At 70.7% G+C, this 24915-nt stretch carries 20 protein-coding genes and 1 pseudogene; 11 read left to right on the plus strand and 10 right to left on the minus strand.

Annotated elements, in window-relative coordinates; translation table 11 throughout:
* Positions 1–74 precede the first annotated feature (74 nt).
* The gene (locus F9C41_RS26835; RefSeq protein ID WP_230690042.1) at positions 75–2297 is read right to left on the minus strand and encodes a transglycosylase domain-containing protein; all 2223 of its coding nucleotides are present in this window, start codon (positions 2295–2297) and stop codon (positions 75–77) included.
* A 122-nt stretch (positions 2298–2419) separates the two neighbouring features.
* Between F9C41_RS26835 and cobT the strand changes: the two genes are divergently transcribed.
* Together cobT and cobA are read left to right on the plus strand one after the other, a co-directional pair.
* Positions 2420–3499 (plus strand): nicotinate-nucleotide--dimethylbenzimidazole phosphoribosyltransferase, encoded by a 1080-nt coding sequence (gene cobT / locus F9C41_RS26840; RefSeq protein WP_155389677.1) that lies wholly within the window; start codon positions 2420–2422, stop codon positions 3497–3499.
* Positions 3496–4701: a uroporphyrinogen-III C-methyltransferase gene (gene cobA, locus F9C41_RS26845; protein ID WP_155389619.1), complete on the plus strand. Its 1206-nt coding sequence runs from the start codon at positions 3496–3498 to the stop codon at positions 4699–4701. The genes cobT and cobA overlap by 4 nt, the downstream gene beginning before the upstream one ends.
* Positions 4702–4830: 129 nt before the next feature.
* Here the strand turns inward: cobA and otsB are convergent, their stop codons facing one another.
* Both otsB and F9C41_RS26855 read right to left on the minus strand, forming a co-directional pair.
* A complete protein-coding gene (gene otsB / locus F9C41_RS26850) occupies positions 4831–7371 on the minus strand; it encodes a trehalose-phosphatase (RefSeq protein WP_230690043.1) in 2541 nt (846 codons plus the stop codon).
* Positions 7368–8789, minus strand: coding sequence for an alpha,alpha-trehalose-phosphate synthase (UDP-forming) (locus F9C41_RS26855; protein ID WP_155389620.1), 1422 nt, complete (start codon positions 8787–8789; stop codon positions 7368–7370). The genes otsB and F9C41_RS26855 overlap by 4 nt, the downstream gene beginning before the upstream one ends.
* A 300-nt stretch (positions 8790–9089) precedes the next feature.
* On the opposite strand from F9C41_RS26855, the gene ettA reads away from it, so the two are divergent.
* The 4 genes from ettA to F9C41_RS26875 all read left to right on the plus strand — a co-directional run bounded on the left by ettA (position 9090) and on the right by F9C41_RS26875 (position 12601).
* Entirely contained in the window at positions 9090–10766 is a 1677-nt protein-coding gene (gene ettA, locus F9C41_RS26860; RefSeq protein WP_155389621.1) for an energy-dependent translational throttle protein EttA, read from the plus strand.
* A 78-nt stretch (positions 10767–10844) separates the two neighbouring features.
* Positions 10845–11246 (plus strand): acyl-CoA thioesterase, encoded by a 402-nt coding sequence (locus F9C41_RS26865; protein WP_155389622.1) that lies wholly within the window; start codon positions 10845–10847, stop codon positions 11244–11246.
* Complete coding sequence (locus F9C41_RS26870; protein ID WP_155389623.1) at positions 11231–11860, plus strand: hypothetical protein; 630 nt, start codon at positions 11231–11233, stop codon at positions 11858–11860. Before F9C41_RS26865 ends, F9C41_RS26870 begins: the two co-directional genes overlap by 16 nt.
* A 159-nt stretch (positions 11861–12019) precedes the next feature.
* Positions 12020–12601, plus strand: a complete 582-nt coding sequence (locus tag F9C41_RS26875; protein ID WP_373311866.1) for a type III secretion system chaperone family protein — start codon at positions 12020–12022, stop codon at positions 12599–12601.
* Between the two features lie 141 nt (positions 12602–12742).
* Here F9C41_RS26875 and F9C41_RS26880 read toward each other — a convergent pair whose 3' ends face one another.
* From F9C41_RS26880 to F9C41_RS26895, 4 genes are all read right to left on the minus strand, one after another.
* A complete protein-coding gene (locus F9C41_RS26880; protein ID WP_155389624.1) occupies positions 12743–14023 on the minus strand; it encodes a WD40 repeat domain-containing protein in 1281 nt (426 codons plus the stop codon).
* Positions 14024–14183: 160 nt separating this feature from the next.
* The gene (locus F9C41_RS26885; protein WP_155389625.1) at positions 14184–14633 is read right to left on the minus strand and encodes a globin; all 450 of its coding nucleotides are present in this window, start codon (positions 14631–14633) and stop codon (positions 14184–14186) included.
* The gene (locus tag F9C41_RS26890; protein ID WP_155389626.1) at positions 14611–15954 is read right to left on the minus strand and encodes an MFS transporter; all 1344 of its coding nucleotides are present in this window, start codon (positions 15952–15954) and stop codon (positions 14611–14613) included. The genes F9C41_RS26885 and F9C41_RS26890 overlap by 23 nt, the downstream gene beginning before the upstream one ends.
* Positions 15955–16095: 141 nt before the next feature.
* The gene (locus F9C41_RS26895; protein WP_155389627.1) at positions 16096–17112 is read right to left on the minus strand and encodes a mechanosensitive ion channel family protein; all 1017 of its coding nucleotides are present in this window, start codon (positions 17110–17112) and stop codon (positions 16096–16098) included.
* Positions 17113–17311: 199 nt separating this feature from the next.
* Between F9C41_RS26895 and F9C41_RS26900 the strand changes: the two are divergent.
* Positions 17312–17891 (plus strand): annotated as a pseudogene (locus F9C41_RS26900) (HNH endonuclease).
* Here F9C41_RS26900 and F9C41_RS26905 read toward each other — a convergent pair.
* The 3 genes from F9C41_RS26905 to F9C41_RS26915 form a co-directional block, all read right to left on the minus strand.
* Positions 17837–18454 carry a class F sortase gene (locus F9C41_RS26905; RefSeq protein WP_155389628.1) on the minus strand — a complete coding sequence of 206 codons (618 nt, stop codon included), beginning with the start codon at positions 18452–18454 and terminating at the stop codon, positions 17837–17839. The pseudogene F9C41_RS26900 and the gene F9C41_RS26905 overlap by 55 nt on opposite strands.
* A 4-nt stretch (positions 18455–18458) precedes the next feature.
* Entirely contained in the window at positions 18459–18953 is a 495-nt protein-coding gene (locus F9C41_RS26910; protein WP_155389629.1) for a hypothetical protein, read from the minus strand.
* Positions 18954–19151: 198 nt separating this feature from the next.
* Complete coding sequence (locus F9C41_RS26915) at positions 19152–19595, minus strand: Lrp/AsnC family transcriptional regulator (protein ID WP_155389630.1); 444 nt, start codon at positions 19593–19595, stop codon at positions 19152–19154.
* A 142-nt stretch (positions 19596–19737) separates the two neighbouring features.
* Between F9C41_RS26915 and F9C41_RS26920 the strand changes: the two genes are divergently transcribed.
* The 4 genes from F9C41_RS26920 (at position 19738) to F9C41_RS26935 (ending at position 24890) form a co-directional block, all read left to right on the plus strand.
* A complete protein-coding gene (locus tag F9C41_RS26920) occupies positions 19738–20628 on the plus strand; it encodes a tryptophan 2,3-dioxygenase (RefSeq protein ID WP_155389631.1) in 891 nt (296 codons plus the stop codon).
* 91 nt (positions 20629–20719) lie between these two features.
* Entirely contained in the window at positions 20720–22030 is a 1311-nt protein-coding gene (gene kynU, locus F9C41_RS26925; RefSeq protein WP_155389632.1) for a kynureninase, read from the plus strand.
* The gene (locus F9C41_RS26930; protein WP_155389633.1) at positions 22027–23391 is read left to right on the plus strand and encodes an FAD-dependent oxidoreductase; all 1365 of its coding nucleotides are present in this window, start codon (positions 22027–22029) and stop codon (positions 23389–23391) included. The genes kynU and F9C41_RS26930 overlap by 4 nt, the downstream gene beginning before the upstream one ends.
* Positions 23388–24890: a 2-hydroxymuconic semialdehyde dehydrogenase gene (locus F9C41_RS26935; protein ID WP_230690044.1), complete on the plus strand. Its 1503-nt coding sequence runs from the start codon at positions 23388–23390 to the stop codon at positions 24888–24890. The genes F9C41_RS26930 and F9C41_RS26935 overlap by 4 nt, the downstream gene beginning before the upstream one ends.
* The last annotated feature ends 25 nt before the right edge of the window (positions 24891–24915 follow it).

Raw genomic sequence — 24915 nt, forward strand, 5'->3', positions numbered from 1 at the left:
ACTCTTTTTTTTTTTTGTTGTTCATGTGGTGGGGGCCGCGCGGTGGGGGGGGCCCCCCTCGCTGTGTGAGCCGTTCAGTTCTTCTTCTTTTTCTTCATCTTCGGCAGGTTCGCCGGCTTCTTGCCGAGGATGTTGTCGGACGGCGGCGTGAACTGCTGGACGTTCTTGCCCTTCAGTGAATCCTTCAGGGTGTACGCCACGGTCTCGATCGGCTTCCAGGCGTTGTAGTCGCCGGTGGCGTGGAACGGGTTGTCCGGGTCGGCCATGAACGCCGCCGCGGCCAGCTCCTTGGTGAACCCGACGAACCAGGCGGCCCGGGTGTCGTCGGTGGTGCCGGTCTTGCCCGCGACCGGGCGGTCGACCATGCCGTAGACGCCGGGGGCGGTGGACCAGCCGCCGCAGCCGCCCTTGGCCGCGCCGTACCCGGTGACGCAGCGCATCGCGTCGGTGGCGGCGCGGGCCACGTCCTTGCTGACCTCCTGCCGGCAGCGGGGCGTGGCGACCGGCACCTGCTTGCCCTTGACGTCCATCATCGCCGGGGTGCCGTCGGGCTTGATGATCCCGGTGACCGGCAGCGCCTCGCAGAACTTGCCGTCGGCCGCCATGGTGGCGTACGCGTTGGCCATCTCCAGCGGCGTGGTGTCCGCGACGCCGAGGGTGAACGAACCCCAGGTCTTGGACTTGCCCGCCGAGGCCTGCAGCTGGTCGATGTCGGTGCGCCACTTCAGGCCGAGCCGCTCGGCCATGCGGACCGCCTTGTCCGCGCCGACCTTCTGCTCCAGCTGCACGAAGTACGTGTTGACCGACTTGCCGAAGCCCGACCACATGGCGTGGTTGCCGGTCATCGAGCCGCTGGCGTTGGACGGGCACCAGTGCCCGCCGCCGCAGGAGCCGCGCTCGCCCCAGCCGGCGAAGTACTGCGACTTGTACCGGTGCGGCGCGTAGAACCAGGTGTTCATCTTCATGCCGGCGTCGAGCGCGGCGACCATCGTGAAGATCTTGAACGTCGAGCCGGCCTGGTAGCCGGGCAGGTTGCCGCCGCCGAGCAGCGGGTTCACCGTGTTCGGGTAGTTGCCCTTGACCTTGCCGTAGCGCTTGGGGTCGGTGTGCGCCCCGTTGCCGGCCTGGTCGAGCGAGTAGGTCCGGTTCACCGCCATCGCCTTGACCAGCCCGGTGCCGGGCTGCACGACGACCTCGCCCAGGGCGTACGCGCTGCCGATGGGCTGGCGCTTGGTGACGTGGTCCATCGCGATGTCCTGGACCTTCGGGTCCAGCGAAGTGGTGATCTTGTAGCCGCCGCGGCGCAGGTTGTCCTCGCGCTCGCCCGGGTTGGCCCCGAACGCCGGCTGCGACAGCCACCAGTTCTTGAACATGTCGCAGAAGAAGCCCCAGCTGTTGTTCTGCTTGGCGACCGCGATGCAGTCGTTCGGCGGCTCGGTGATCTTCAGCTTGATGGGTTCCTTCTTCGTCGTCGCCGCGACCTCGGGCGTGATGTAGCCGAGTTCGGCCATCCGGTCGATGACGTAGTTGCGCCGCTGGGTGGCCGCCGTCTGGTCGCTGCCTGCCGGGTCGTACGCGGTGGGCGCCTTGACGAGGCCGGCCAGGGTGGCCGACTCGGCCAGCGTCAGGTCCTTCGGCAGCTTGGAGAAGAAGATCTGCGCCGCGGCGAAGACGCCGTACGCGCGGTGCCCGAAGTAGGCCACGTTCAGGTAGCGCTCGAGGATGTCGGTCTTCGACATCTCCTTCTCCACCTTGATGGCCAGCCGGGCCTCACGGATCTTGCGCAGTGGGGTCTGCTCGGTCGCCGCCATGACCTCGCTGGGGGTCTGCGCGCCGTCGCGCAGCGCCATGCGCACGTACTGCATGGTCAGCGTCGACGCGCCCTGGGACACCTCACCCGCGGTGTGGTTGGCCACGAAGGCGCGCGCGATGCCCTTGGCGTCGACGCCGTTGTGCTCGTAGAAGCGCCCGTCCTCGCTGGCCACGATCGCCTTGCGGATGTTCTCCGAGACGTCGGCGATCGGCGAGTACTTTCGGTGTTCCTCGTAGAAGTTCGTGAGCAGCGTCTTGCCGTCCGACGCGTACACGTAACTGGTCTGCGCCGGCGGCAGGCTCTTGAGCTCGGCCGGCAGCGAGTCGTAGAAATCGGCGCCGGCCTTGAGCCCCAGGCCGCCCACCGCGGCGAGGGGGTAGGTGACCGCGGCGACGACGACGCCCGCGATCAGGCCCGAGCGCAGGATCGGCGCGAGACGTCCGGTGGCGGAAATTGCACCTTTTAGGCGGCTAAGCGGCTTCACCCTACAAAGGTAGGACAAACTACTCAGGAGATGGATTCAAAGCAGTAAAAGACGCGACGTTTTCTACCCCCGAGTCGGCATCGCGACAGCCGACGTGGTGAGCTGAGGTCGTGACGAGTGAGCTGTTGGGCTTAACGATCGAGGCGGTCCGTCCGCTCGACGCCGACGCGATGAACCTGGCCCGAGAACTGCAGGCCCGGCTGACCAAGCCCGCCGGCTCGCTGGGCGAGCTGGAGGAGCTGTCGGTGCGGCTGGCCGGGCTGGCCGCGGCCTGCCCGCCCCCGCTGCTGGAGCCCGCCCAGCTCGCCGTCTTCGCCGGAGACCACGGCGTGCACGCGCAGGGCGTGACCCCGTGGCCGCAGGAGGTCACCGCGCAGATGGTCGGCAACTTCCTGGCCGGCGGCGCCGCCGTGAACGCGCTGGCCCGGCAGACCGGCGTCACGGTGACCGTGGTCGACGTCGGCGTGGCCGCGGACCTGCCCCCGGCCGACGGACTGATCTCGGCCAAGGTGCGGGCCGGCACGCGGGACATGACCGTCGAGCCCGCGATGACCCGCGCCGAGGCGCAGGCCGCACTGGAAGTCGGCATCCAGACCGCGAACGCCATGATCGACGGCGGGGCTCGCGTGCTGCTCACCGGCGACATGGGCATCGGCAACACCACCGCGTCGGCGGCGCTGATCTCCGCGTTCACCGGCCGCGACCCCGGCGTGGTGACCGGCTACGGCACCGGCATCGACGCGCCCACCCACCTGCGCAAGGTCGAGGTGATCCGGCAGGCGCTGGCCCTGCACGGCCCGTCCTGGGGCGGCGAGGCGGCCACCGACCCGGTCGCGGTGCTGGCCGCGCTCGGCGGCCTGGAGCACGCCGGGCTGGTCGGCTTCATCCTCGGCGCGGCGTCGCGCCGGGTGCCGGTCATCCTCGACGGCGTGATCGCCACGGCCGCCGCACTGACCGCGTTCGCCATCGCGCCCAGCAGCCGGGACGCCATGATCGCGGGACACCGGTCGGTGGAGCCGGGCGCTAGCGTGGCACTGTCGCAGCTCGAGCTGAACCCGCTGCTCGACCTCGGCCTCAGGCTGGGCGAGGGCACCGGCGCGGTGCTGGCCTACCCGATCGTCGCCGGCTCGGTGCGGGTCCTGCACGAGATGGCGACATTCGACAGCGCCGGCGTCGCTTCTAAGGACGAACACCAACAGTGAGTGATCTGTACCCCTTGGCGCTGCGGCTGGACGGGCGGCCGGTGCTGGTCGTCGGCGGCGGCGCGGTGGCGACCCGGCGGGTTCCGGCGCTGCTGGCGGCCGGGGCCGACGTGCGCCTGGTCGCGCCGGAGCTGACCCCCGCGTTGCGCGGGCTGGCCGACGCGGGCCGGCTCACCTGGCTGGAACGGCCGTTCGCCGAGCAGGACCTGGACGGCGTGTGGCTGGTGCAGGTCGCGGTCGACGACCACGACGCCGCGGCGTCGGTCTCGGCCGCTGCGGAGCAGCGCCGCATCTTCTGCGTACGCGCCGACGACCGGCACGCCGCGAGCGCCTGGACCCCGGCCGTGGCGCGGCACGGCGCGGTGACCGTGGCCGTGCTCGCGGGTGGCTCGCCGCGGCGGGCGGTGGCGGTGCGCGACCGCATCGCGAACCTGCTGGCCACCGACGAGGCGACCGTGCCGGAGACGGTCAAGGGCACCGTGGCGCTGGTCGGCGGCGGCCCGGGCGACCCCGAGCTGATCACGGTCAAGGGCCGCCGTCTGCTGGCCGCCGCGGACGTGGTGGTCGCCGACCGGCTGGGGCCCGGCCTGCTGCTGGACGAGCTGCGCGCCGACGTGGAACTGGTCGACGTGGCGAAGCTGCCGTACGGGCCCGCCGCGCACCAGGAGGAGATCAACCGCATCCTGGTGGAACGGGCCAGGGCCGGGCTGTTCGTGGTACGCCTCAAGGGCGGCGACCCGTACGTCTTCGGCCGCGGCGGCGAAGAGGTGCTGGCCTGCGCCGAAGCGGGCGTGCCGGTGACCGTCGTGCCCGGCGTGACGAGCGCGATCTCGGTGCCCGCGGCGGCCGGGATCCCGGTGACGCACCGCCGGGTCGCGCACGAGTTCACCGTGGTCAGCGGCCACCTCGGCCCGGACCACCCGGACTCGCTGGTGGACTGGCAGGCGCTGGCCCGGCTGCGCGGCACCCTGGTCATCCTGATGGGCCTGAAGAACCTGCCCGCCATCGTGGCGACCCTGCTGGCCCACGGCCGCGACCCCGCGACCCCCGCCGCCGTGATCCAGGAGGGCACCACCGACCAGCAGAAATCCCTCCACGGCACCCTCGCCGACCTCCCCGACCTGGCCGGGCAGCTGAACCCGCCCGCCATCGTCGTGATCGGCCACGTCGCCGCCGTCCTGCCCCGCGGCGCGGCGGCTTGATCGCTGTTTCGTGTCGAAAGCTCTGGTCAAACCCCAGAACTTGACACGAAACGGCGATCTTCGCCGTGAGCGAGCGACGGCGAACGACAAAGGGCTCCACCGGAACGGTGGAGCCCTCCGTCTACTACGTCACCTGCCGAGCAGTTGCGCGCACCTGATCAGGCCGAGGTGGCTGTAGGCCTGCGGGTGGTTGCCGAGGCCGCGCTCCAGGTCCGGGTCGTACTGCTCGGGGAGCAGGCCGGTCGGGCCGGCCGTGGCCAGCATCTGGTCGAAGAGTTCCTCGGCGTCGGCCCGGCGGCCCGTGCGCAGGTAGGCCTCGATCAGCCACGCCGTGCAGATGTGGAAGCCGCCCTCCTTGCCGGGCATGCCGTCGTCCCACTTGTACCGGTAGACCACCGGCCCCGAGCGCAGCTCGGCCTCGACCGCGAGCACCGTGTCCAGGAAGCGCGGGTCGTCGTCGGCCAGCAGGCCGGACAGGCCGATCCACAGGCTGGAGGCGTCCATCTCGGGGAAGCCGTAGGCCACCGTGTACGCCTTGGTGCCCTCGTGCCAGCCCTGGTGCAGGACGTTCTCGGCGATCCGGTCCCGCAGCTCGACCCACTCGGGCCGCTCCTCGGTGGTGTGCCGCTCCAGCACCTGCAGCGCCCGGTCCACCGTCATCCAGGACATGACCTTGGAGTACACGTGGTGGCGTGGAGGCAGCCGGGCCTCCCAGATGCCGTGGTCGGGCTCGTGCCAGCGCTGCGCGCAGGCCTGCACCATGGCCTCCATGACCCGCCACTCCTCGTGGCGGATCTTGCCGCGCCGGTCCGCGACCGCCATCAGCACGTCCGCGACCGGGCCGAACACGTCCAGCTGCAGCTGCTTGTTGGCGGCGTTGCCGACGCGCACCGGCCGGGAGCCGGCGTAGCCGGGCAGGCTCTCGATCACGGCCTCCGGGCCGAGCTCGTAGCCGTCCACGGTGTAGAGCGGGTGCAGCCGCTCCGGGTGCCCGCCGGTGCGGTCGACGACCCCGTCGACCCAGCGCAGGAACGCCTCGGCCTCGGTCAGCGAGCCGAGTTCGACCAGTGCTTTGACGGTCATCGCGCCGTCGCGCAGCCAGACGAAGCGGTAGTCCCAGTTGCGGATGCCGCCCAGCGTCTCCGGCAGCGAGGTGGTCGCCGCGGCGATGACGCCGCCGCCCTCGAAGTGGCACAGGCCGCGCAGCGTGAGCGCGCTGCGCATGACCACCTCCTTCTCGACCGAGGGCAGTTCCAGGGAGTTGGCCCACTCCCGCCACGGCTGCTCGACCAGCTCCAGCCGCTCGCCCGCGCTCAGCGGGTGCGCGGTCAGGTTGTGGCTGCGCATGCGCATCTCGAGCAGCGCCTCGCCGTTCATCTTCGACAGGTCGATGACCGCGCGGGCGGTGTCGTGCCCGCCGTCGTCGACCACGTCCCACTCCACGCCGGGGGAGTACAGGCACAGGTGCTCGCTGGTGCCCAGCACGAGCAGCCCGTCGGTGAGCGGCTGCAGCTGCACCGGCACCTGCCCGAACTCGGGCCGGGGGGCGTACTCGACGCGGACCACGGTGTTGCCGGTGAGGCGGCGCATCAGGCTGTCGCCTTCGAGCCAGTCCGTCACGGTCAGCCCGGACCAGCGGGTCTCCACGGTCATCGTGCCGGGGCGGTAGCGCTGGCCGAGCGGGTGTCCGCCGCGCTGCGGGGCGACCGTGAAGTGGCCGGCGGGTGCGCCGCCGAGCAGGTCGGCGAAGATCGCCGCGCTGTCCGGGCGCGGGTGGCACAGCCAGCTCACCCGGGCGTCCGGGCTGATCAGCGCGACGGTGCGGCCGTCGGCCAGCATCGAGTGGCGCTCGATCGGCACCGCCCGCTCGCCGAACAGCCAGTGCCGCCGGGTGTCCAGCAGCAGCGCCAGGATGCGCACCGCCTGCAGCGGGTCGTGCACCCGGAAGGACGCGGCGGTCTCGCCCGGGCCCACCTTGACGCCGATGTCCTTGCCCGACAGCTGCCGGAAGGCGTTCTCGTCGGTGACGTCGTCGCCCATGAACAGCACCGCGCCCGCGGACACCTGCCGGCGCAGCTCGTCGATCGCGGTGCCCTTGTGCGAGGCCAGCACCGACAGCTCGACGACCTCCTTGCCCTCGGTGGTGTGCACGCCGGGCCAGGAGGCCGGGCCGCACCGGACGGCGTCGGTCACCGCGCTGGCCACCGCCCGGGAGGCGGTGCGCAGGTGCACGGCGACGCTGGCGGGCTTGTTCTCCAGGCGTACGCCCGGGTGCTCGGCGGCGATGCGCTCCAGCTCGGTCTGCAGCCGGCTGCGCAGCTCGACCAGGTCGGAGGCGAGCCGCTGGACGAAGCCGATGTCGAACTCGGAGCCGTGGCTGCCGACGAGGTGCACCTCGCTGGGCAGCCGGGACAGGGCCGCCAGATCACGCAGCGCCCGTCCGGAGACCACCGCGACGGTGGTCTGCGGGAGCGTGGCCAGCGATCGCAACGCTGCGACCGCCTCCGGGATCGGGGCGGCCGCGGACGGGTCCTCCACGATCGGGGCCAGGGTGCCGTCGTAGTCGCACGCGACGAGCAGGTGCGGCACGCGGGCCAGCTGCGCCAGTGCGGAGCGCAGTTCGGGGTCGAAGCCGTCGCGGTCGAGATCGACGGTCATGCCCAGGGTCATGGTATTGCTCCCAGTTCGGTCAGGAAGTCTGACGCCCAGCGCGCCACGTCGTGGCGGCGCAGGTGCCGCTGCATCACGCTCATCCGGCGCCGGGCCTCGTGCTCGTCGACGGTGACCGCGCGCATGAGTGCGTCCTTGACCGCGTCCAGATCGTGGGGGTTGCACAGGAACGCCTGCCGCAGCTCTCCGGCCGCGCCCGCGAACTCGCTCAACACGAGTGCGCCACCATGCTCCAAGCGTGCCGCCACGTACTCCTTGGCCACCAGGTTCATACCGTCCCGCAACGGGGTCACCATCATGACGTCGGCCGCGCAGTAGAGCGCGGCCAACTCACTGCGACTGTACGACTGGTGCAGGTAATGCACCGCAGGCACGCCGACGCGGCCGAAATCCCCGTTGATCCGGCCCACCTCGCGCTCGACCTTGATGCGAAGTGCCTGGTAGTGCTCGACCCGTTCCCGGCTCGGCGTCGCGACCTGCACCATCACCGATTCCGGCACGGACAGCCGTCCCGCGGCCAGGAGCTCGCGATATGCCTTCAGGCGGTGCTCGATGCCCTTGGTGTAGTCGAGCCGGTCCACGCCCAGAATAACCGTTTTGGGGTCACCCAGCTCGGCCCGGATCTGCACCGCCCGCTCCCGGACAAGTGGGTTGTCCGCGAGACGCTGCATCTCGCCCACGTCGATCGAGATCGGGAAGGCGTCCGCCTTGACCTGTCGGCCCTCATATTCGATCACGTTGCCGTGGTACGGCGTGCCGAGCAGGTGCCGGGCCAGGCGGATGAAGTTCTGCGCGGCCAGCCGCTGCTGGAAGCCGACCAGGTCGGCCCCGAGCAGCCCGCGCAGCACCTCGGCGCGCTGCGGCAGCTGCATGAACAGCTCGATCGGCGGAAAAGGGATGTGCAGGAAGAAGCCGATCTTGAGGTCGGGGCGCAGCTCCCGGAGCATCGCTGGCACCAGCTGGAGCTGGTAGTCCTGCACCCAGACGGTGGCCCCCTGGGCGGCGACCTCCGCGGCCGCCTCCGCGTAGCGCCGGTTGACCACCCGGTAGGCCTCCCGCCAGCGGCGGCGGAACACGGGCGGCTCGACGTTGTCGTGGTAGAGCGGCCAGATGGTGGCGTTGGACTGGCCCTCGTAGTACCGCTCAAGATCTTCTTCGGAGAGCGGCACCGGCCGCAGGTTGATGCCGTCCAGCTCGAACGGGTCCGGGGCGTCGCCGGGTGAGCCCGACCAGCCGATCCACGTGCCGTGGCGCTCGACGAGCACCGGGTGCAGGGCGGTCACCAGACCGCCGGGGCTGCGCCGCCATCGGCGGCGCGAATCGCCGGAGCCGGTCACGCGGCCGCCCGGGGTGTCCGTGGTCACTTCGTCCACGGGCAGCCGGTTGGCGACGACGACGAACGGGCTGCGATCGACCATCGCTGCCTCTCCTCCGATCGGTGGATCGTGGGCCATCCTCTGAGACTACTGAAGTCCCCGGAAAGGTGGATCAACGGCGCGGCACGCGTAGGCGATACGTGTAGATCATCCCAGCGGGGCGCTTTGATCACAACCCGATGCGTGATGCCCGCGCCGTGCCCGGCCAAACCCCATGTCCGATGCCGTCCGATCGGCGCACCTCCCGGGCGGGCGAGCCACCTCACACGGCCCCATGTCCCAGGCCGCGGGGCCACCTGGGAGTATTGACACGAAGACTGTCTGAAGGGGGTTGGCCCGACCGTGGCCCAGTTCATATACACGCTCGAGAAGGCACGCAAGGCGCACGGCGACAAGGTTGTGCTCGACAACGTCACGCTCAACTTCCTGCCGGGTGCCAAGATCGGCGTGGTCGGCCCGAACGGCGCGGGTAAGTCGAGCCTTCTGCGGATCATGTCCGGCCAGGACATCCCCAGCAACGGCGAGGCCCGGCTCATGCCCGGCTACACCGTCGGCATGGTGGCTCAGGAGCCCCGGCTGGACGAGTCGCTGACCGTGCTGCAGAACATCGAGCTCGCCGTCGCCGACACCAAGGCCAAGCTCGCGCGCTTCAACGAGATCGCCGAGCTGATGGCGACCGACTACTCCGACGAGCTCATGGACGAGATGGGGCGCCTCCAGGAGGTGCTTGACCACAGTGACGCGTGGGACCTCGACTCCAAGCTCGAGCAGGCCATGGACGCGCTGCGCTGCCCGGAGCCCGACCTGCCGGTCGGCCCGCTGTCCGGTGGCGAGAAGCGCCGCGTGGCGCTGTGCAAGGTGCTGCTGGAGCAGCCCGACCTGCTGCTGCTCGACGAGCCCACCAACCACCTGGACGCCGAGAGCGTGCTCTGGCTGGAGCAGCACCTGGCGAAGTACCCCGGCACGGTGATCGCGATCACCCACGACCGGTACTTCCTGGACAACGTGGCCCAGTGGATCCTGGAGCTCGACCGCGGGCGCGCCTACCCCTACGAGGGCAACTACTCCACCTACCTGGAGAAGAAGGCCGCGCGTCTGTCGATCGAGGGCCGCAAGGACGCCAAGATGCGCAAGCGGCTGTCCGAGGAGCTGGAGTGGGTGCGCTCCAACGCCAAGGCGCGCCAGACCAAGTCCCGGGCCCGTCTGGACCGGTACGAGGAGATGGCGTCCGAGGCCGAGAAGACCCGCAAGCTGGACTTCGAGGAGATCCAGATCCCGCCGGGCCCGCGCCTGGGCAGCACGGTGATCGAGGCCAAGGACCTGGTCAAGGGCTTCGGCGAGCGGGTGCTCATCGAGAACCTGTCGTTCTCGCTGCCGCGCAACGGCATCGTCGGCATCATCGGCCCGAACGGCGTCGGCAAGACCACGCTGTTCAAGACCATCGTGGGGCTGGAGAAGCCGGACGACGGCGCGGTCAAGGTCGGCGAGACGGTGACCCTGTCCTACGTCGACCAGAACCGGGCCGGCCTGGACAGCTCGCAGACCGTGTGGGAGGTCGTCTCCGACGGCCTGGACTACCTGATGGTCGGCAAGGTCGAGATGCCGTCCCGGGCGTACGTGGCCGCGTTCGGCTTCAAGGGCCCGGACCAGCAGAAGCCGGTCAACGTGCTGTCCGGCGGTGAGCGCAACCGCCTCAACCTGGCGCTGACGCTCAAGATCGGCGGCAACGTGCTGCTGCTCGACGAGCCCACCAACGACCTGGACGTGGAGACGCTCTCCAGCCTGGAGAACGCGCTGCTGGAGTTCCCCGGCTGCGCCGTGGTCATCTCCCACGACCGGATGTTCCTCGACCGCGTGTCCACCCACATCCTGGCGTGGGAGGGCACCGACGAGAACGAGTCGAAGTGGTTCTGGTTCGAGGGCAACTTCGAGTCGTACGAGAAGAACAAGATCGAGCGCCTGGGTGTCGAGGCCGCCCGCCCGCACCGGGTCACCCACCGCAGGCTGACGCGCGACTGATCCGGATCTGACGATCCACCGGCCTGCCGGTCGTGCGAGCGACCGGCAGGCCGAACGATCAAGGCGAGTGGGAGAACCATGAGATTCACCTACCACTGCGCGCTGCGGTGGTCCGATCTTGACGCGTACGGCCACGTCAACAACGCGCGCTTCCTCACCCTGTACGAGGAGGCCCGGGTCGCGATGATGTTCGTCGGCGCGCGGGAGGCCGGGGTGACCTCCTTCGAGGAGGGCATCGTGGTGTCCCGGCACGAGGTGGACTACCTGCGCCCGGTCGACTACGGCGACCCGGTGCGCATCGAACTGTGGATCGAAGACCTCAAACCGTCCCGGTTCACCGTCTGCTACGAGCTGTTCGACGGCGACCTGCTGGCCAGCCGGGCCCGTTCCGTGCTGGTGCCGTACGACCTGGACAGGCAGCGGCCGCGCCGGATGAGCGAGGCCGAGCAGAGTTTCCTGAAGCCATGGCTGTCGACCTGACCGAGCGCGCCGACGCGGCGGTGTTCCTGCGCCGGCTGCTGCGGCTGGACCCGGCGACCCTGGTGCGGCTGTGCCCGGCGGGGCCGGGCCGGGTGGCGCTGTGGGCGTCGCTGCCCTGGGGCGTGCTGGTCACCCGCACCGTCGCCGGCAGCGTCGACCGCGACCGGGTGGCCGCGGCGTCGGCACTGCTGGAAGGCGCCGCGGACCCGCCGGTGCTGGACGACCGGTGGCGCGGCGCACTGCCCCCGGCGACCGCCCGGGCGGTCGAGCGGCTGCCCGCGGCGGTGGTCGGCGACGTGGCCGCGGCCGCCGCGCAGGCGCTGCGCGACGTCGGGACCACCGGCCTGAAGGGCCGTGCGGTCGGGCAGCGGGTGCTGCGCGACGCGCTCCTGGACCACGTCGTGGTGAGCGGAACGTCCGATGTGGACGGCGTGGCGTTCGCCGTGCCGCAGCGACTCGTGCAAGGCTTGGTGCGGATGGGCTTCCTCGGGGCCGAGGACGTGACCGTGGTCACCGCGGGCACGTGGACCGGACTCGCCGGTTCCTTTGGCACTGCTTGGTTCCGGACGCCCGTGCTGTCCGTACGGCCGATTGCCAGTCGGTCGATCGGCTGATCGGACATCGTCTGTTCAGCCCGGGACCGCCGGTAAGGGGATGACGAAAGACGGCTGTCCGGGTAGCCTCCTCGCCGGGGATGGAACTGAGGGTAGGCAAGCAATCTCCCTCAGCATTGATCTGTCGGCTTCAGGCTACGGTCGGACAGGAGCATGGGCATGGCGTGGTTTTCGTGGCAACGCTTGCGGGTGGGTCAGTCGACGGCGGGGACGGCGCGCTCGCGCACGGTCCCGCAACAGCGCAGCCTCTTCGAGGTGCCGGACGACCTGTCCATGATGGACAGCCTGCCACCGGCGCCGACGACCCTGGCGCCGGCCGAGACACCACAGGTCAACCTGCGCCGCATCGCCGCCACCCTCGACCTGCTCGACATCCGCTACCTCTCCGACGGCGAGGAGAGCCTGCTGGCCCTCTGGGAGCGGCACGCGCTGCTGTTCGCGGTCGAGGGGCCCGACGACGAGATCCTGGTGATCCGGGCCCGCCCGCACGCCACCGTGCCGCCGGAGCTGGCCGACCTCGCCTACCGCGCGGTCAACGAGTGGAACCACACCCGCCGCTTCGCCAAGGCATACGTGGGAGACCCCACCGAGCGCGGCCAGCTGCCGATCTACGCCGAGTGGCAGGTGCCCCTGCGCTCCGGCGTGCACGACGCGCTGCTGATGGAGCTGCTCGACTGCGCCGCCTCGGTCTCCACCACCTTCGTGGACTGGATGCACAGCGACGGCGGCCTGCTGCTCTGAAGACGTCTCTCCGCCGCCGCAGGGCATTCTGACGGCGACAGCCGCCTGTCCGGGTCTCGTACACCCGGGCAGGCGGCTGATCTGTCTGTGTCATGCGGAGCCCTCTCCGCATGACACAGACGGGCTCCGGTCGGAGCCGCGTCAGTCCGTGCGGGGGAACAGGCCTATCCGGCCGTGGTACTCCCGGCCGAGCTCGTCGGTGTCCGAGCCCACCAGCAGGCCCAGCGGCGTGGTGGCGAACGCGCGCACGCCGACGCCGCGGGTCCGGGTCGGGTTCCAGGCAAGGGCCATTCCGGTGACCGGGTTGATCGCGGCGACGCCGGGGCGCTCCACCGCACCCGGTCCGGCCGACTCCATGCCGTAGGGGTTGTCCAGCCAGCGCTGGTGCCCGCCGACGTAGACGGCGCCGCCGACGATCTCGACGGCGTACAGCGAGTCGCCCCCGGTGTGGTTGACCCAGGTGGGACGGACCCTGCCGGTGGCGTAGGTCTCGAACCGGGCGGCGGTGTCACAGTTGATCTCGTAGCCGCTGAGCCGGCCGGTCGTCACGATGACGAAGTACTCGCCGTCGGGGGAGAAGTCGGCCGCGCGCATGTAGGTGTCGAAGCCCTCCCGGCACAGCGGGACGTACGCGTCGGTCGACCAGTTGGCGGCCTTCGACGGGTTGCCGGTGAGGTCGAACATCGCCGCCTGCACCCGGCGGGCCGAGCCGACCCGGGTGAACGCGCCGATCGCCAGCAGCCGGTCGCCGGACGGCGAGATCGCGATGTCCTCGACCTTCACCCGGCCGATCTCCGGGGCGTCCAGCCGTGCGTCGAACGCCGGGTCCACCTCGCCGGTGAGCGTGTCGAGCCGGGCCAGGCCGCGCCGCTGCACGTCGTTGACCTCGGTGAACGAGCCGCCGAGATAGAGCCACCGGCCGGAGACGGACAGGCCGCGCACGTCGCCCCAGTTGATCGAGGCATCGAAGCCCTCGACCAGCTCGCCGGTGGCCAGGTCGAGCCGGGCGAGCCCGCGCTGGTCCTGCTCGTCGATCTCCTCGAACGAACCGCCGACGAACACCGAGTTGTCCGGGCCGGGGCTCAGCGAGTAGACCATGCCGTCCACGGCCGGCGCGAAGTCGAGCACGGCGCCGGTGTGCAGGTCGAAGGCGAACAGGTGCTCGCGCTCGTACTCCTGCGTGCCGAGGTTGTCGCTCACCATGGTGAAGTCCCCGCCGACCACCACGACCTCGCCGACCACCGCCAGCGCGTGCACCTCACCGTCGAGGATGTGCGGCGTCCAGTCGGCGGGATCCTCGGCCACGGTGCGTACGGCGCGCGGTTCCAGGTTCTCGGCCGGGGCCTGCGGTTGAGCAGCCCACACGGCGGCGGGCAGGGCCATCGCGGCCAGGGCGGCGAGCGATACCACGCGATGGCGCATCAGGACGTCTCCTCGTAAATCAGGGCATTACTCCCCTGGTTAACGAGGCGACCGAAAGGAAGGGCACCCGTCTCGACCGCTCAGTCGAGAAGGGTGCCCAAGGTCACTCGGGGACTGCTCAGTGGCCGGCGTTGACCATGCTGAGCTATTGCTTCATGGCCTAATGCTCCGCATTAACCATGAAGAAGGCCGCCCGCTCCAGGTAGTCCCACAGCATCTTGTCCAGCTCGGGGCTCAGTTCGAGGGTGTCGACGGCGTGGCGCATGTGGCGCAGCCAGGCGTCGCGCTCCACGGTGCCGATGACGAAGGGGGCGTGGCGCATCCGCAGCCGTGGGTGCCCGCGCTCCTGCGAGTAGGTGTTCGGGCCGCCCCAGTACTGGATCAGGAAGAGGCGCAGCCGCTCGTTGGCCGGACCGAGGTCTTCCTCCGGATACATCGGGCGCATCACCGGGTCGGTGGCGACCCCGGCGTAGAACTCGTCCACGAGCAGTCGGAAGGCGTCCTCACCGCCGAGCAGCTCGAAGTAGTTCGGAGTCGGCAGGGCGGTCGACGCGGGGGCGGCGGGCTGGTCACTCACCAGCCCTAGGCTACCCGGCGACCGGAGCCTCATTGAGCCGCCGGGCGCGCTCGATGGCCGCGGTGAACCGCTCGTGCGGCGGCCACGCGCTGAGCGCCACCAGCACCAGCACCACACCGGCCACGCTCCACAGGCCGATGACCTGGTGCAGCGGCCAGTGGTTGGCCAGCAAGCCGGTGATCAGCACCGCGCCGCCCTGCATGATCTGCACGCCGCCCTGCATCACGCCGAAGGCGCGGGCCCGGTAGACGTTCGGCAGTGCCTGCACGAACAGCGCGTTGATGGTGGGCAGCATGCCCGCCAGGCAGAAGCCGCAGGCCGCCGCCATCAGGCATACCGCGGCCAGCGACGGGTTGAGCAGCGCCGGCACCAGCATGATCGGGGTGAGCAGGGCCAGCGGCCGGATCAGCGACCGGCGCACGTGCGGCGCCATGAACCGGCCGACCACGATGCCGCCCAGCACGTAACCGGCCGGGTTGGCGAGCATGATCATGCCCTGCGCGAAGCCGCGCCCGGGGTCTTCGCCCGGCGCCAGGTGGTGTGCCCAGACGGCGGCGAGGCCCTCCGGCACGATCGCGAACAGGGTCACGCTGAACACGAGCACGGCGATGGCACGCAGCGCGGGGATCCCGAAGACCACCCGGAAGCCCTCGGCGGTCTCCCGGACCAGGTTGCGCCGTGCGCTCGAGCTCGCCACCGCAGGCCGGTGCCGCACCACCAGGGTGAGCAGCAGCGCCGAGACGGCGAAGGTGCCGGCGTCGAGCAGCAGGGACATGCGCGGGTTCAGGGCGGCCAGCACGCCGCCGGCGAGGTAGCCGCCGATCTGGGCGGCCTGGCCGGCGCTGATGTTCAGTGATATCCCCACCACGAGGCGGTCGCCGGTGAGGATGGCCGGATACAGCGCCGAGCGGGCGGCCTCGTAGGGCGGGTTGCCCAGGGCGGTGAGGAAGAGCAGGCCGATCAGGACCGGGACCGGCAGCCCGGGCACCGCGACCAGCGCGATGAGCACCATCCGGGCCAGATCACTGACGATCATGACCGAGCGGTACGGGTACCGCTCGGCGACCGCGGCCAGCATCGGCCCGAGCAGCACCCACGGCGCGAAGCTGATCGCGAAGGTGGCCGCGGCCATGCCGGCCGACTGCGTCTGCTCGTAGACCAGCGTGGTGACCGCGGCCTTGGCCAGGTAGTCGCCGATCCAGGACAGCACGCTGGCACCGAGCATGCCCCGGTACTCGCGGATGGCGAGCACCTCACCGAAGGTCGCGCGGTGCTCGGGTTGCGAGCCGGGCGGTTCGTTCGGTGGGGGTGTGTTGGTGCGAGCGGGGTGGTGCACCACCGGATGGTCCTCCATCGATCACGACATTGGTGTCGAGGACCGCCATCCTGTCGCAGAGTCACGTCGAATGACCGTCCCAGAAGGGATGTCGTCGGTTGATTCTGCCCGATCGGTGGATAAAGCGCTAGCCTCTACGGCTGATGCCACGCCGTCCGGTCAGACGGCGGGCGACCCCTCGGGGGGCACCGACGCCCGCAGCGCGCGGGACGCCTGCATCTGCGCCGCGATCCCCGAGGCCTCGAGCGCCTCGGTGAGCCGGCGGCGCATCTCCCGCTGCAGGTCCCACTGCCGGTCGGCGGAGGTCTTGCATACGGTGCGGATCACCGCGCCGTCCACGCTGATGTTCTCGACACCCAGCACCTGCGGCGGATCCACGAAATCGGCGGACCACTCGGGATCGTGCGCGAAGGCGTCGACCGCCTCGCGCAGCACCGAGGTCGCCTCCTCCACGCCGACGAAGCCGATCGGCACGTCGATCATGACGGTGGCCCAGCCCTGGCTCTTGTTGCCGATGCGGATGATCTCACCGTTGCGCACGTACCAGATGACGCCACGGGCGTCGCGGATGGTGACGGTGCGCAGACCGACCGACTCGACCACGCCGACCGCCTCGCCGGTGTCGATCACGTCGCCCACCCCGTACTGATCCTCCAGCAGCATGAACAGGCCCGCTATCAGGTCCTTGACCAGCGACTGCGCGCCGAAGCCCAGGGCCACGCCGGCGATGCCGAGGCTCGCGATGAGCGGCGCGACGTCGATGGAGAACTCGCTGAGCACGATCAGGAAGGCGACCGAGAACACCGCCACGGTGACCATGCTCTTGAGCACCGAGCCGATGGCCTCGGCGCGCTGGCGGCGGCGCTCGGGGAAGGCCGTCCCGGCATTGAGCACCGAGACGGGCACCTTTTCCCGGATCGGCCGCAGCATCGTCGGCACCTTGCCCTGCGCGGTGCGGGCCACGATTTTGTTGATCGTGTGGTTCAGCAGCGCGCGGGCGATCATCGCCACGAGAATGATGACGACGATGCGCAGCGGCTTGATGAGGATGTAGTAGCCGCCGTCGGCCAGCCACTGCGAGTCGGAGAAGTTGTAGACGCCCTTGCAGATGGGATCCGCCAGGCACGCGGTGGAGGGCGTCTCCGAGGGGCTGGGGGCGAGAAGGCTCAACGGCATGGCTTACTGGTTACCTCATCGGTCGGTCCGGCGTGCGGGCGGCCTGCAGGGGATTTTCCTCGCATATGCCAATGAGCAGGGCATAGCGCGGCTGAGAATTCATGAGACCGCCGCAAATTGTAGGTGCATTCACCAGATCAATCGGGGACGATGGTCACAATGACGCGATGACGTGACTGGCCGCCGGAGGGTGAGACCGATGCCTGACATACGACGTACAGCCGCTTCCGCCGCGTTGCTCCTCAACGCGACCTATGAACCGCTGTGTGTCGTGTCCGTGCGCCGGGCCGCCATTCTCATTCTCTCGGGCAAGGCCGTCTGCGTCGCCGACGGCGACGGGGTGCTGCACAGTTCCCGCCACCGGGTGCCCGTCCCGCTGGTCGCCAAGCTCACCCGATACGTGCGGGTGCCGTACCGCTCCCAGGTCGGCCTGTCCCGACGCGCGATATTCGCGCGCGACGGCGGGCGCTGCGTCTACTGCCAGGGGCCGGCCGAGACGATCGACCACGTGCACCCGCGATCCAAGGGCGGGCAGCACGCCTGGGACAACGTGGTCGCCGCCTGCGCGCGCTGCAACCACCACAAGGGCGACAAGACGCTGGCCGATCTCGGCTGGCGTCTTCCCATGAAGCCGACGGTGCCGCACGGCGCGATCTGGCGGGTGCTCGGCCACCGCACTCCGGACCCGCGCTGGGCGCAGTGGCTGGAGACGGCGGCCTGAGGCTCACGCCTTGTGCGCGCTGACCAGGCTCGCGAACACCACGATGTTGTCGGCGTAGCCCAGCTCGCCGCCCACCCAGCGCCCCCCGCAGGTGATCAGCCGTAGCCCGGGCCGGGTGTAGTCGTGGTAGATCCGGTCAACGGGCAGGCTCTGCTTGCTGAACCGCTCGACCGTGTTGACCTCGAACACGGTGACCTTGTTGTCCCGGCGCGTGATCTCGATCTTCGCGCCGGGCTTCAGCTCGTCGAGGCGGTGGAAGACGCCCGGCTTGTCCTTGGTGTCCACGTGCCCGACGATGATGGCCGGTCCGTACTGGCCGGGGGAGGGCCCGTCGTCGAACCAGCCGGCCTCGTTGCGCAGCAGCAGCGACGGTGTGTCGATCGCGCCGCGCTCGTCCAGGCCCACGCCGTGGATGTACGCCTTGACCTTGATCGTGGGGATCTGGATCCGCAGCGGGCGGCTCGGACCGAGCACCGGGAACTCGCCTGGCGGAGCCTTACCCGGCCCGCGGAACAGCTCGGCGAACGAGTAGCCGTTGGCCTTGCCCAGCCCGATGCCGACACTGAACATCCCGAACAGGAGCAGCACCGCGGCCAGCGGGCCGCGCAGACGGCGCAGCACGGCGTCAGGCGGGGGTCAGCGGGCTGCGCCCGCGCCGTCGCGACAGCAGCAGCACGCCCAGGCCCAGACCCATCGCCGTGGCGCCCGCGCCGATCAGTGTCGCGCCGCCGTCCCCGGCCAGGCCGCCGCCGCCCGTGTTCGGGCCGTGCTGCGGGCTGTCGTGGTTGACCACCCACAGTGTGGTGGTGGCGGTCTGCCGGCTCGGACAGGTCAGCTTCACGTTGTAGCCGCCGGCCTTCTTGTGCTCGGGCACCGTGGCCGCAGCGATCAGATACACGTTGACCGGCTCCACGGTGACCGTGCCGAACGCCTCGGAGTGCACCTTCGCGTTGTTCAGCGCGTCGCCGCAGCTGGCGCGGATGGCCACCTGGAAGCCGGCCTGGATGGTGCTCGGGTTGACCTCGACGAAGACACCCTCGGCGTGCGCGGGCGCCGGCGCGGTGAGCGCCGCGACGACCAGCGCCACGGCACCGGCCGCCACCCGGAGAGCAGACCGCATGTTTCCCCCAAATCACTCATCACCACCGGATCGCCCCGGGCTATAGCAAATCCTCTCACCTCGTGATAACCCACCACGCCGAGAAACATGAAAAAAGGCCCGAACCGGACGTCACCTCCGGTGCAACTCTTAAAGACTCGCTGCCTCCAGGGCCTTCCGATAGCGCGTCTCTTAAGAGTTGCGGCAGGTGGGGTGGGGTCAGGGGGTCGGGGGTGGGGTGAGGGGGCGCCAGGCGAGGGGGGTGGAGAGGATGAGGGTGCTGGACGGGCGGCCGTGGGGCGCGAGGCGGTCGATGAGGGCCTCGAAGGCGTCCATGGAGGTCGCGGCGACCTTGAGGACGCTGCACGCGTCGCCGGTGATGCGGTGGATCTCCAGGATCTCCGGCCACTCCGGCACGGCCGGATCACGCAGCACACAACCCGCGCCGTAGCAGGACATCTGGATCAGCGCGACGACCGGCCGACCGGCCGCGGTCAGGTCCACGTGGGCCCGGTAACCGACGATCACGCCGGATTCCTCCAGCCGCCGCACCCGCTCGGCGACCGCCGGCGGGGACAGGTGCACCCGCCGGGACAGCTCGCTGAAAGACAGCCGGGCGTCCTCCTGCAGCTCGCGCAGCAGCGCCCAATCCATGTCGTCCACGACCCGCTTTCCCTTCGTAAACGAAACGCCCCGACCCCAGTATGAACGTTAAGCGAATCGCCCCGAGCGCCGTTGATTCGGCATTCCGTCGGGAGGCCTCACGGAGACATCATGACGTTGACCAGAGCACCCGGAGGAACGCGTGACCGCTCCATCGACGACGACCGCCGCCGTACGCCCCGCGACCGCGGCCGAGCGCGCCGAGCGCGCCGAAGCCAACGGCGGTGAGCCGACCCTGGAGTTCGCCCAGCGCACGCCGTACGACGCGTACGTGCACGCGAGCACTCTGCACACGCTGCAGCAGACGCTGAGCAAGGACCCGGGCGAGATGTCCTTCCTCATGATCAGCCAGGTGATGGAGCTGTACTTCGGGCTGGTCCGCTTCGAGCTGCGCGAGACCCAGCGCCTGCTGGCCGAGGACGACGTGTACGGCGCGCTCGCCCCGCTGCGGCGTACCGCGCTGCACCTGGACGGGCTCAACGCCGCCTGGAACGCGCTGCACTGGATGACGCCCGCCGACTTCAACCGCTTCCGCAACCTGCTCGGCGAGGGCTCGGGCTTCCAGTCGGCGATGTACCGTCACCTGGAGTTCCTGCTCGGGCTGAAGACCGCGTCGCTGGTCCGCCCGTTCCAGCGCCAGGACGAGGTCTACCACGACCTGCTCGCCACGCTGCACGGCACGAGCGTGTGGGACGACGTGATCGCGCTGCTCGCCCGCCAGGGCTTCGACCTGCCCGCCGATCTGCTTACCCGCGACTTCGCGACCGAGCACGAGGCCCACCCGGCCGTCGAGGCGGCCTGGGTCCGGATCTACGGTGACGAGAGTCCCGACAACCACCTGCGCCTGCTCGGCGAGGCGCTGACCGACGTCGCCGAGCGCTTCGACGACTGGCGCTACAAGCACCTCAAGGCCGTGGCCCGCACCATGGGCGCGAAGGTCGGCAGCGGCGGCTCCAACGGCTATGCCTGGCTCCAGCGCAGCATGTCCCGCACCGTCTTCCCCGAACTCTGGACCGCCCGCACCGCCATGTAAGCGCTGATCATGAACTTATGGCACGGGTCGACGGCGTGTTCGTGCCATAACCTCATGATCAGGACATCTATCGAGACACAGCGAGAGCGGTATGACGTTCACTGAGGAAGACGCCCGGCGTCGGGATCTGGCCGATCCCGGCCACCGTGACCTGTTCCGGGTTCCGCCGGCCGAAGGCGGGGGGTACGAGGAGACCGCCTACATGGCGGGGAACTCGCTCGGGTTGCAGCCCCGGGCCACCCGGGACGAGCTGCTGGGCGATCTCGACGCCTGGGCGCAGCTCGGGGTGGAGGGCCACCTGGAGGCCGCCCGGCCGTGGCTGCCCTACCACGAGCTGCTGACCGAGCAGGCCGCGCGCCTGGTCGGGGCGCTGCCCGCGGAGACCGTCGTGATGAACTCGCTGACGGTCAACCTGCACCTGCTGATGGTGTCGTTCTACCGCCCGGCGGGCGCCCGCACCCGCATCGTGATCGAGGACGCGGCGTTCCCGTCCGACAGCTACGCGGTGCGCAGCCAGGCCCGCTTCCACGGCCTGGACCCCGACACCACCGTGGTACGCCTGCGCCCGCGCGCCGGGGAGGACACCCTGCGCACCGAGGACGTGCTGGCGTTCCTGCGCGACGAGGGCGACACGGTCGCCCTCGTCATGCTCGGCGGGGTCAACTTCCTCACCGGTGAGCTGATGGACCTCCCGGCGATCACCGCGGCGGGCCGGGCCGCGGGCGCGGTCGTCGGCTGGGACCTCGCGCACGCGGCGGGCAACGTGCCGCTGCGCCTGCACGAGTGGGACGTCGACTTCGCGGCCTGGTGCTCCTACAAGTACCTCAACTCCGGCCCCGGCGCGCTCGGTGGCGTATTCGTGCACGAGCGCCACCTCGGCGACCCGGACCTGCCCCGCTTCGAGGGCTGGTGGAGCACCGAGGCGTCGACCCGGTTCGAGATGACGCCGACCTCGCGGCCGCCGGCCACGGTCGAGGCGTGGCAGATCTCCAACCCGCCGATCTTCGCGATGGGTCCGGTGCGCACCTCGCTCGACCTGTTCGACAAGGTCGGCATGGACACGCTGCGCGAGCGCAGCCTGCGGCTGACCGGATACCTGGAGGGCCTGCTCGACGAGGTGCTGCCGGGACGGCCGTTGCAGCAGGTCACGCCGCGTGACCCGGAGCGGCGTGGCTGCCAGCTGTCCGTGCGTACCACCGGCATGGGCGCGAACGAGCTGGCCCGGCGGCTGCGCCACGAGTACGGCGTGATCGCCGACGCGCGCCAGCCCGACATCGTGCGCTTCGCGCCGGTGCCGCTGTACTCGACCTATCACGACTGCTGGCGGGTCGCTCAGGCGCTCGCCGCGATCTTCCCGACCGGCGCGCAGCGCGCGGCGGCGACGCCGGAGGAGGGGCGATGACCACCGAGCCGAGGACCGGCGAGTCCGGGACCGCCGCGAAGAACGTCGCCGTGGTCGGCGCGGGCCTGGCGGGCAGCCTGCTGGCCTGCTACCTGGCCCGCCGGGGCTACACCGTCACGATGTACGAGCGCCGCCCCGACCCGCGTACCGGCAAGGTCGAGCGCGGCCGTTCGATCAACCTGGCGCTGTCCGAGCGCGGCCTGGACGCGCTGCGCCGCATCGACCTGGACCGCTCGGTCATGGCCGACGCGCTGCCGATGCGCGGCCGGATGATCCACCCCGTCGAGGGCGAGCCGGGCTTCCAGCCCTACAGCAGCGACGGCGAGCGAGCGATCAACTCGATCAGCCGCGGCGCGCTGAACAACGCCCTGCTGGAGGCGGCCACCGTGCGGCCGAACGTGGCCGCGCACTTCGACCACCGCCTGGTCGGGCTGGACCCGAAGACCGGCGAGATGCGCTTCGACACCCCGCACGGCGTGGTCGAGGCGCAGGCCGACGTGGTCATCGGCACCGACGGCTTCAGCTCGGCGGTGCGCGGCCAGCTGCTCGCGCACACCGGTCTGACCGAGAGCCTGGACTTCCTGGAGCACGGCTACAAGGAGCTGACCATCCCGGCCCGCGACGGCGAGTTCGCGATGGACCCGGGCGCGCTGCACATCTGGCCGCGCGGCGCGTCGATGATGATCGCGCTGCCGAACCCGGACCGCTCCTTCACCTGCACCCTGTTCTGGCCGACCGGGGGCACCAACGCGTTCGCGTCGCTGAGCAGCCCGGCCGCGATCGAGCAGCACTTCGCGCAGGTGTACCCGGACGTCATCGAGCTGGCCCCGAACCTGGTCGACGACTACCTGCACAACCCGGTGGGCGTGCTGGGCACGGTGCGGTGCAGCCCGTGGCACGCGTACGGCCGGGTGGGCCTGCTCGGCGACGCCGCGCACGCCATCGTGCCGTTCTACGGCCAGGGCGCGAACTGCGCCTTCGAGGACGTGGTCGAGCTCGACCGCATCCTCGACGAGACCGGCGACGACTGGGACCGGGCGCTGCCCGAGTTCGAGGCGCGCCGCCGGGAGAACACCGAGGCGATCGCGCAGATGGCCCTGGAGAACTTCGTGGAGATGCGGGACAAGGTCGCCTCCCCGGTGTTCCAGGCGCAGAAGAAGGTCGAGCACGCGCTGGAGCGGGCGCTGCCCGGCCGGTACGTGTCACGCTACGAGCTGGTGTCGTTCTCGACCACGCCGTACGCCCAGGTGCAGCAGCGGGTGCGCCGCCAGCAGCGGCTGCTCGCCGCGGCGGCGGGCGCGGCGGTGCTGGCCGTGGGCGCGCTGGCCGCGTTCGCCTTCCGGAAGGGCACGGGAGCATGAACTGGGACCCCATCCTGATGACCGGCCGCCCGGCGGGTGAGCCGGGACTGCTGCGCAACTTCGTCGGCGGGGAGTTCGTCGCGACGGGCAAGACGTTCGCGAAGGTGTCCCCGGTGACCGGCGAGAAGGTCTTCGACGTGGCCGAGGCGGACGCGTCGACCGTGGACGCGGCGGTCAGTGCCGCCCGCAAGGCCCTGCACGGGCCGTGGGGGCGGATGAGCGAGGGCGAGCGCGCGGCGGTGCTGCGCCGGGTCGCCGACGAGCTGGAGCGACGCTTCGACGACCTGGTCACGGCCGAGGTCGCAGACACCGGCAAGAGCATCTCGCAGGCGCGTACCCTCGACATCCCGCGCGGCGCGGCCAACTTCCGGGCCTTCGCCGACATCGTGGCGACCGCGCCCACCGAGTCGTTCATGACCACGACGGCGGCCGGCGGCCGCGCGCTGAACTACGCGGTGCGCAAGCCGGTCGGCGTGGTCGCGATCATCGTGCCCTGGAACCTGCCGCTGCTGCTGCTCACCTGGAAGCTCGCCCCGGCTCTGGCCTGCGGCAACGCGGTGATCGTGAAGCCGTCGGAGGAGACCCCGTCCTCGGCGACGCTGCTGGCCGAGGTGATGGCCGCCGCCGGTGTGCCCGAGGGCGTGTTCAACCTGGTCCACGGCTTCGGCCCGGACTCGGCGGGGGAGTTCCTGACGAAGCACCCCGGCGTCGACGCGATCACGTTCACCGGCGAGTCGGCGACCGGCAGCGCGATCATGCGCGCGGCGGCCGACGGGGTGAAGGCGGTCTCGTTCGAGCTGGGCGGCAAGAACGCCGGGCTGGTCTTCCCGGACGCCGACCTCGACGCGGCGGTGGCCGGCTCGGTGCGGTCCAGCTTCACCAACGGCGGCCAGGTCTGCCTGTGCACCGAGCGGCTGTACGTGCACCGCTCGATCTTCGACGAGTTCGCCGACCGGCTCGCCAAGCAGGCCTCCGAGCTGGCCTTCGGCTGGCCGCACGAGGCCGCGACGGTGAACATGCCGCTGATCTCCCGGCAGCACCGGGACAAAGTGCTCGGCTACTACGACCTGGCCCGCGCCGAGGGCGCGACCGTGCTGGCCGGCGGCGGCGTGCCGAGCTTCGGCGACGCCCGCGACGGCGGCGCGTACGTGCAGCCGACCGTGCTGACCGGGCTGGCCCAGGACGCGCGGGTCAACCGCGAGGAGATCTTCGGACCGGTGTGCAGCCTCCTGCCGTTCGACGACGAGGACGAGGCGTACGCGCTGGCCAACGACAGCGTCTACGGCCTGGCGAGCACGGTGTGGACGCGGGACGTGGGCCGGGCGCACCGGGCCGGGTCGCGCCTGGACGCCGGGCTGGTCTGGGTGAACACCTGGTTCCTGCGCGACCTGCGCACCCCGTTCGGCGGGGTGAAGGCCTCCGGGGTGGGCCGCGAGGGCGGCGTGCACTCGCTGGCCTTCTACTCGGAACTGACCAACGTCTGCGTGGACCTGTCGTGAGCGACGTCGCCACGACACGAGAGGT

The organism is Catellatospora paridis (genome assembly GCF_009720365.1).
GTDB classification, from domain to species: domain Bacteria; phylum Actinomycetota; class Actinomycetes; order Mycobacteriales; family Micromonosporaceae; genus Catellatospora; species Catellatospora paridis.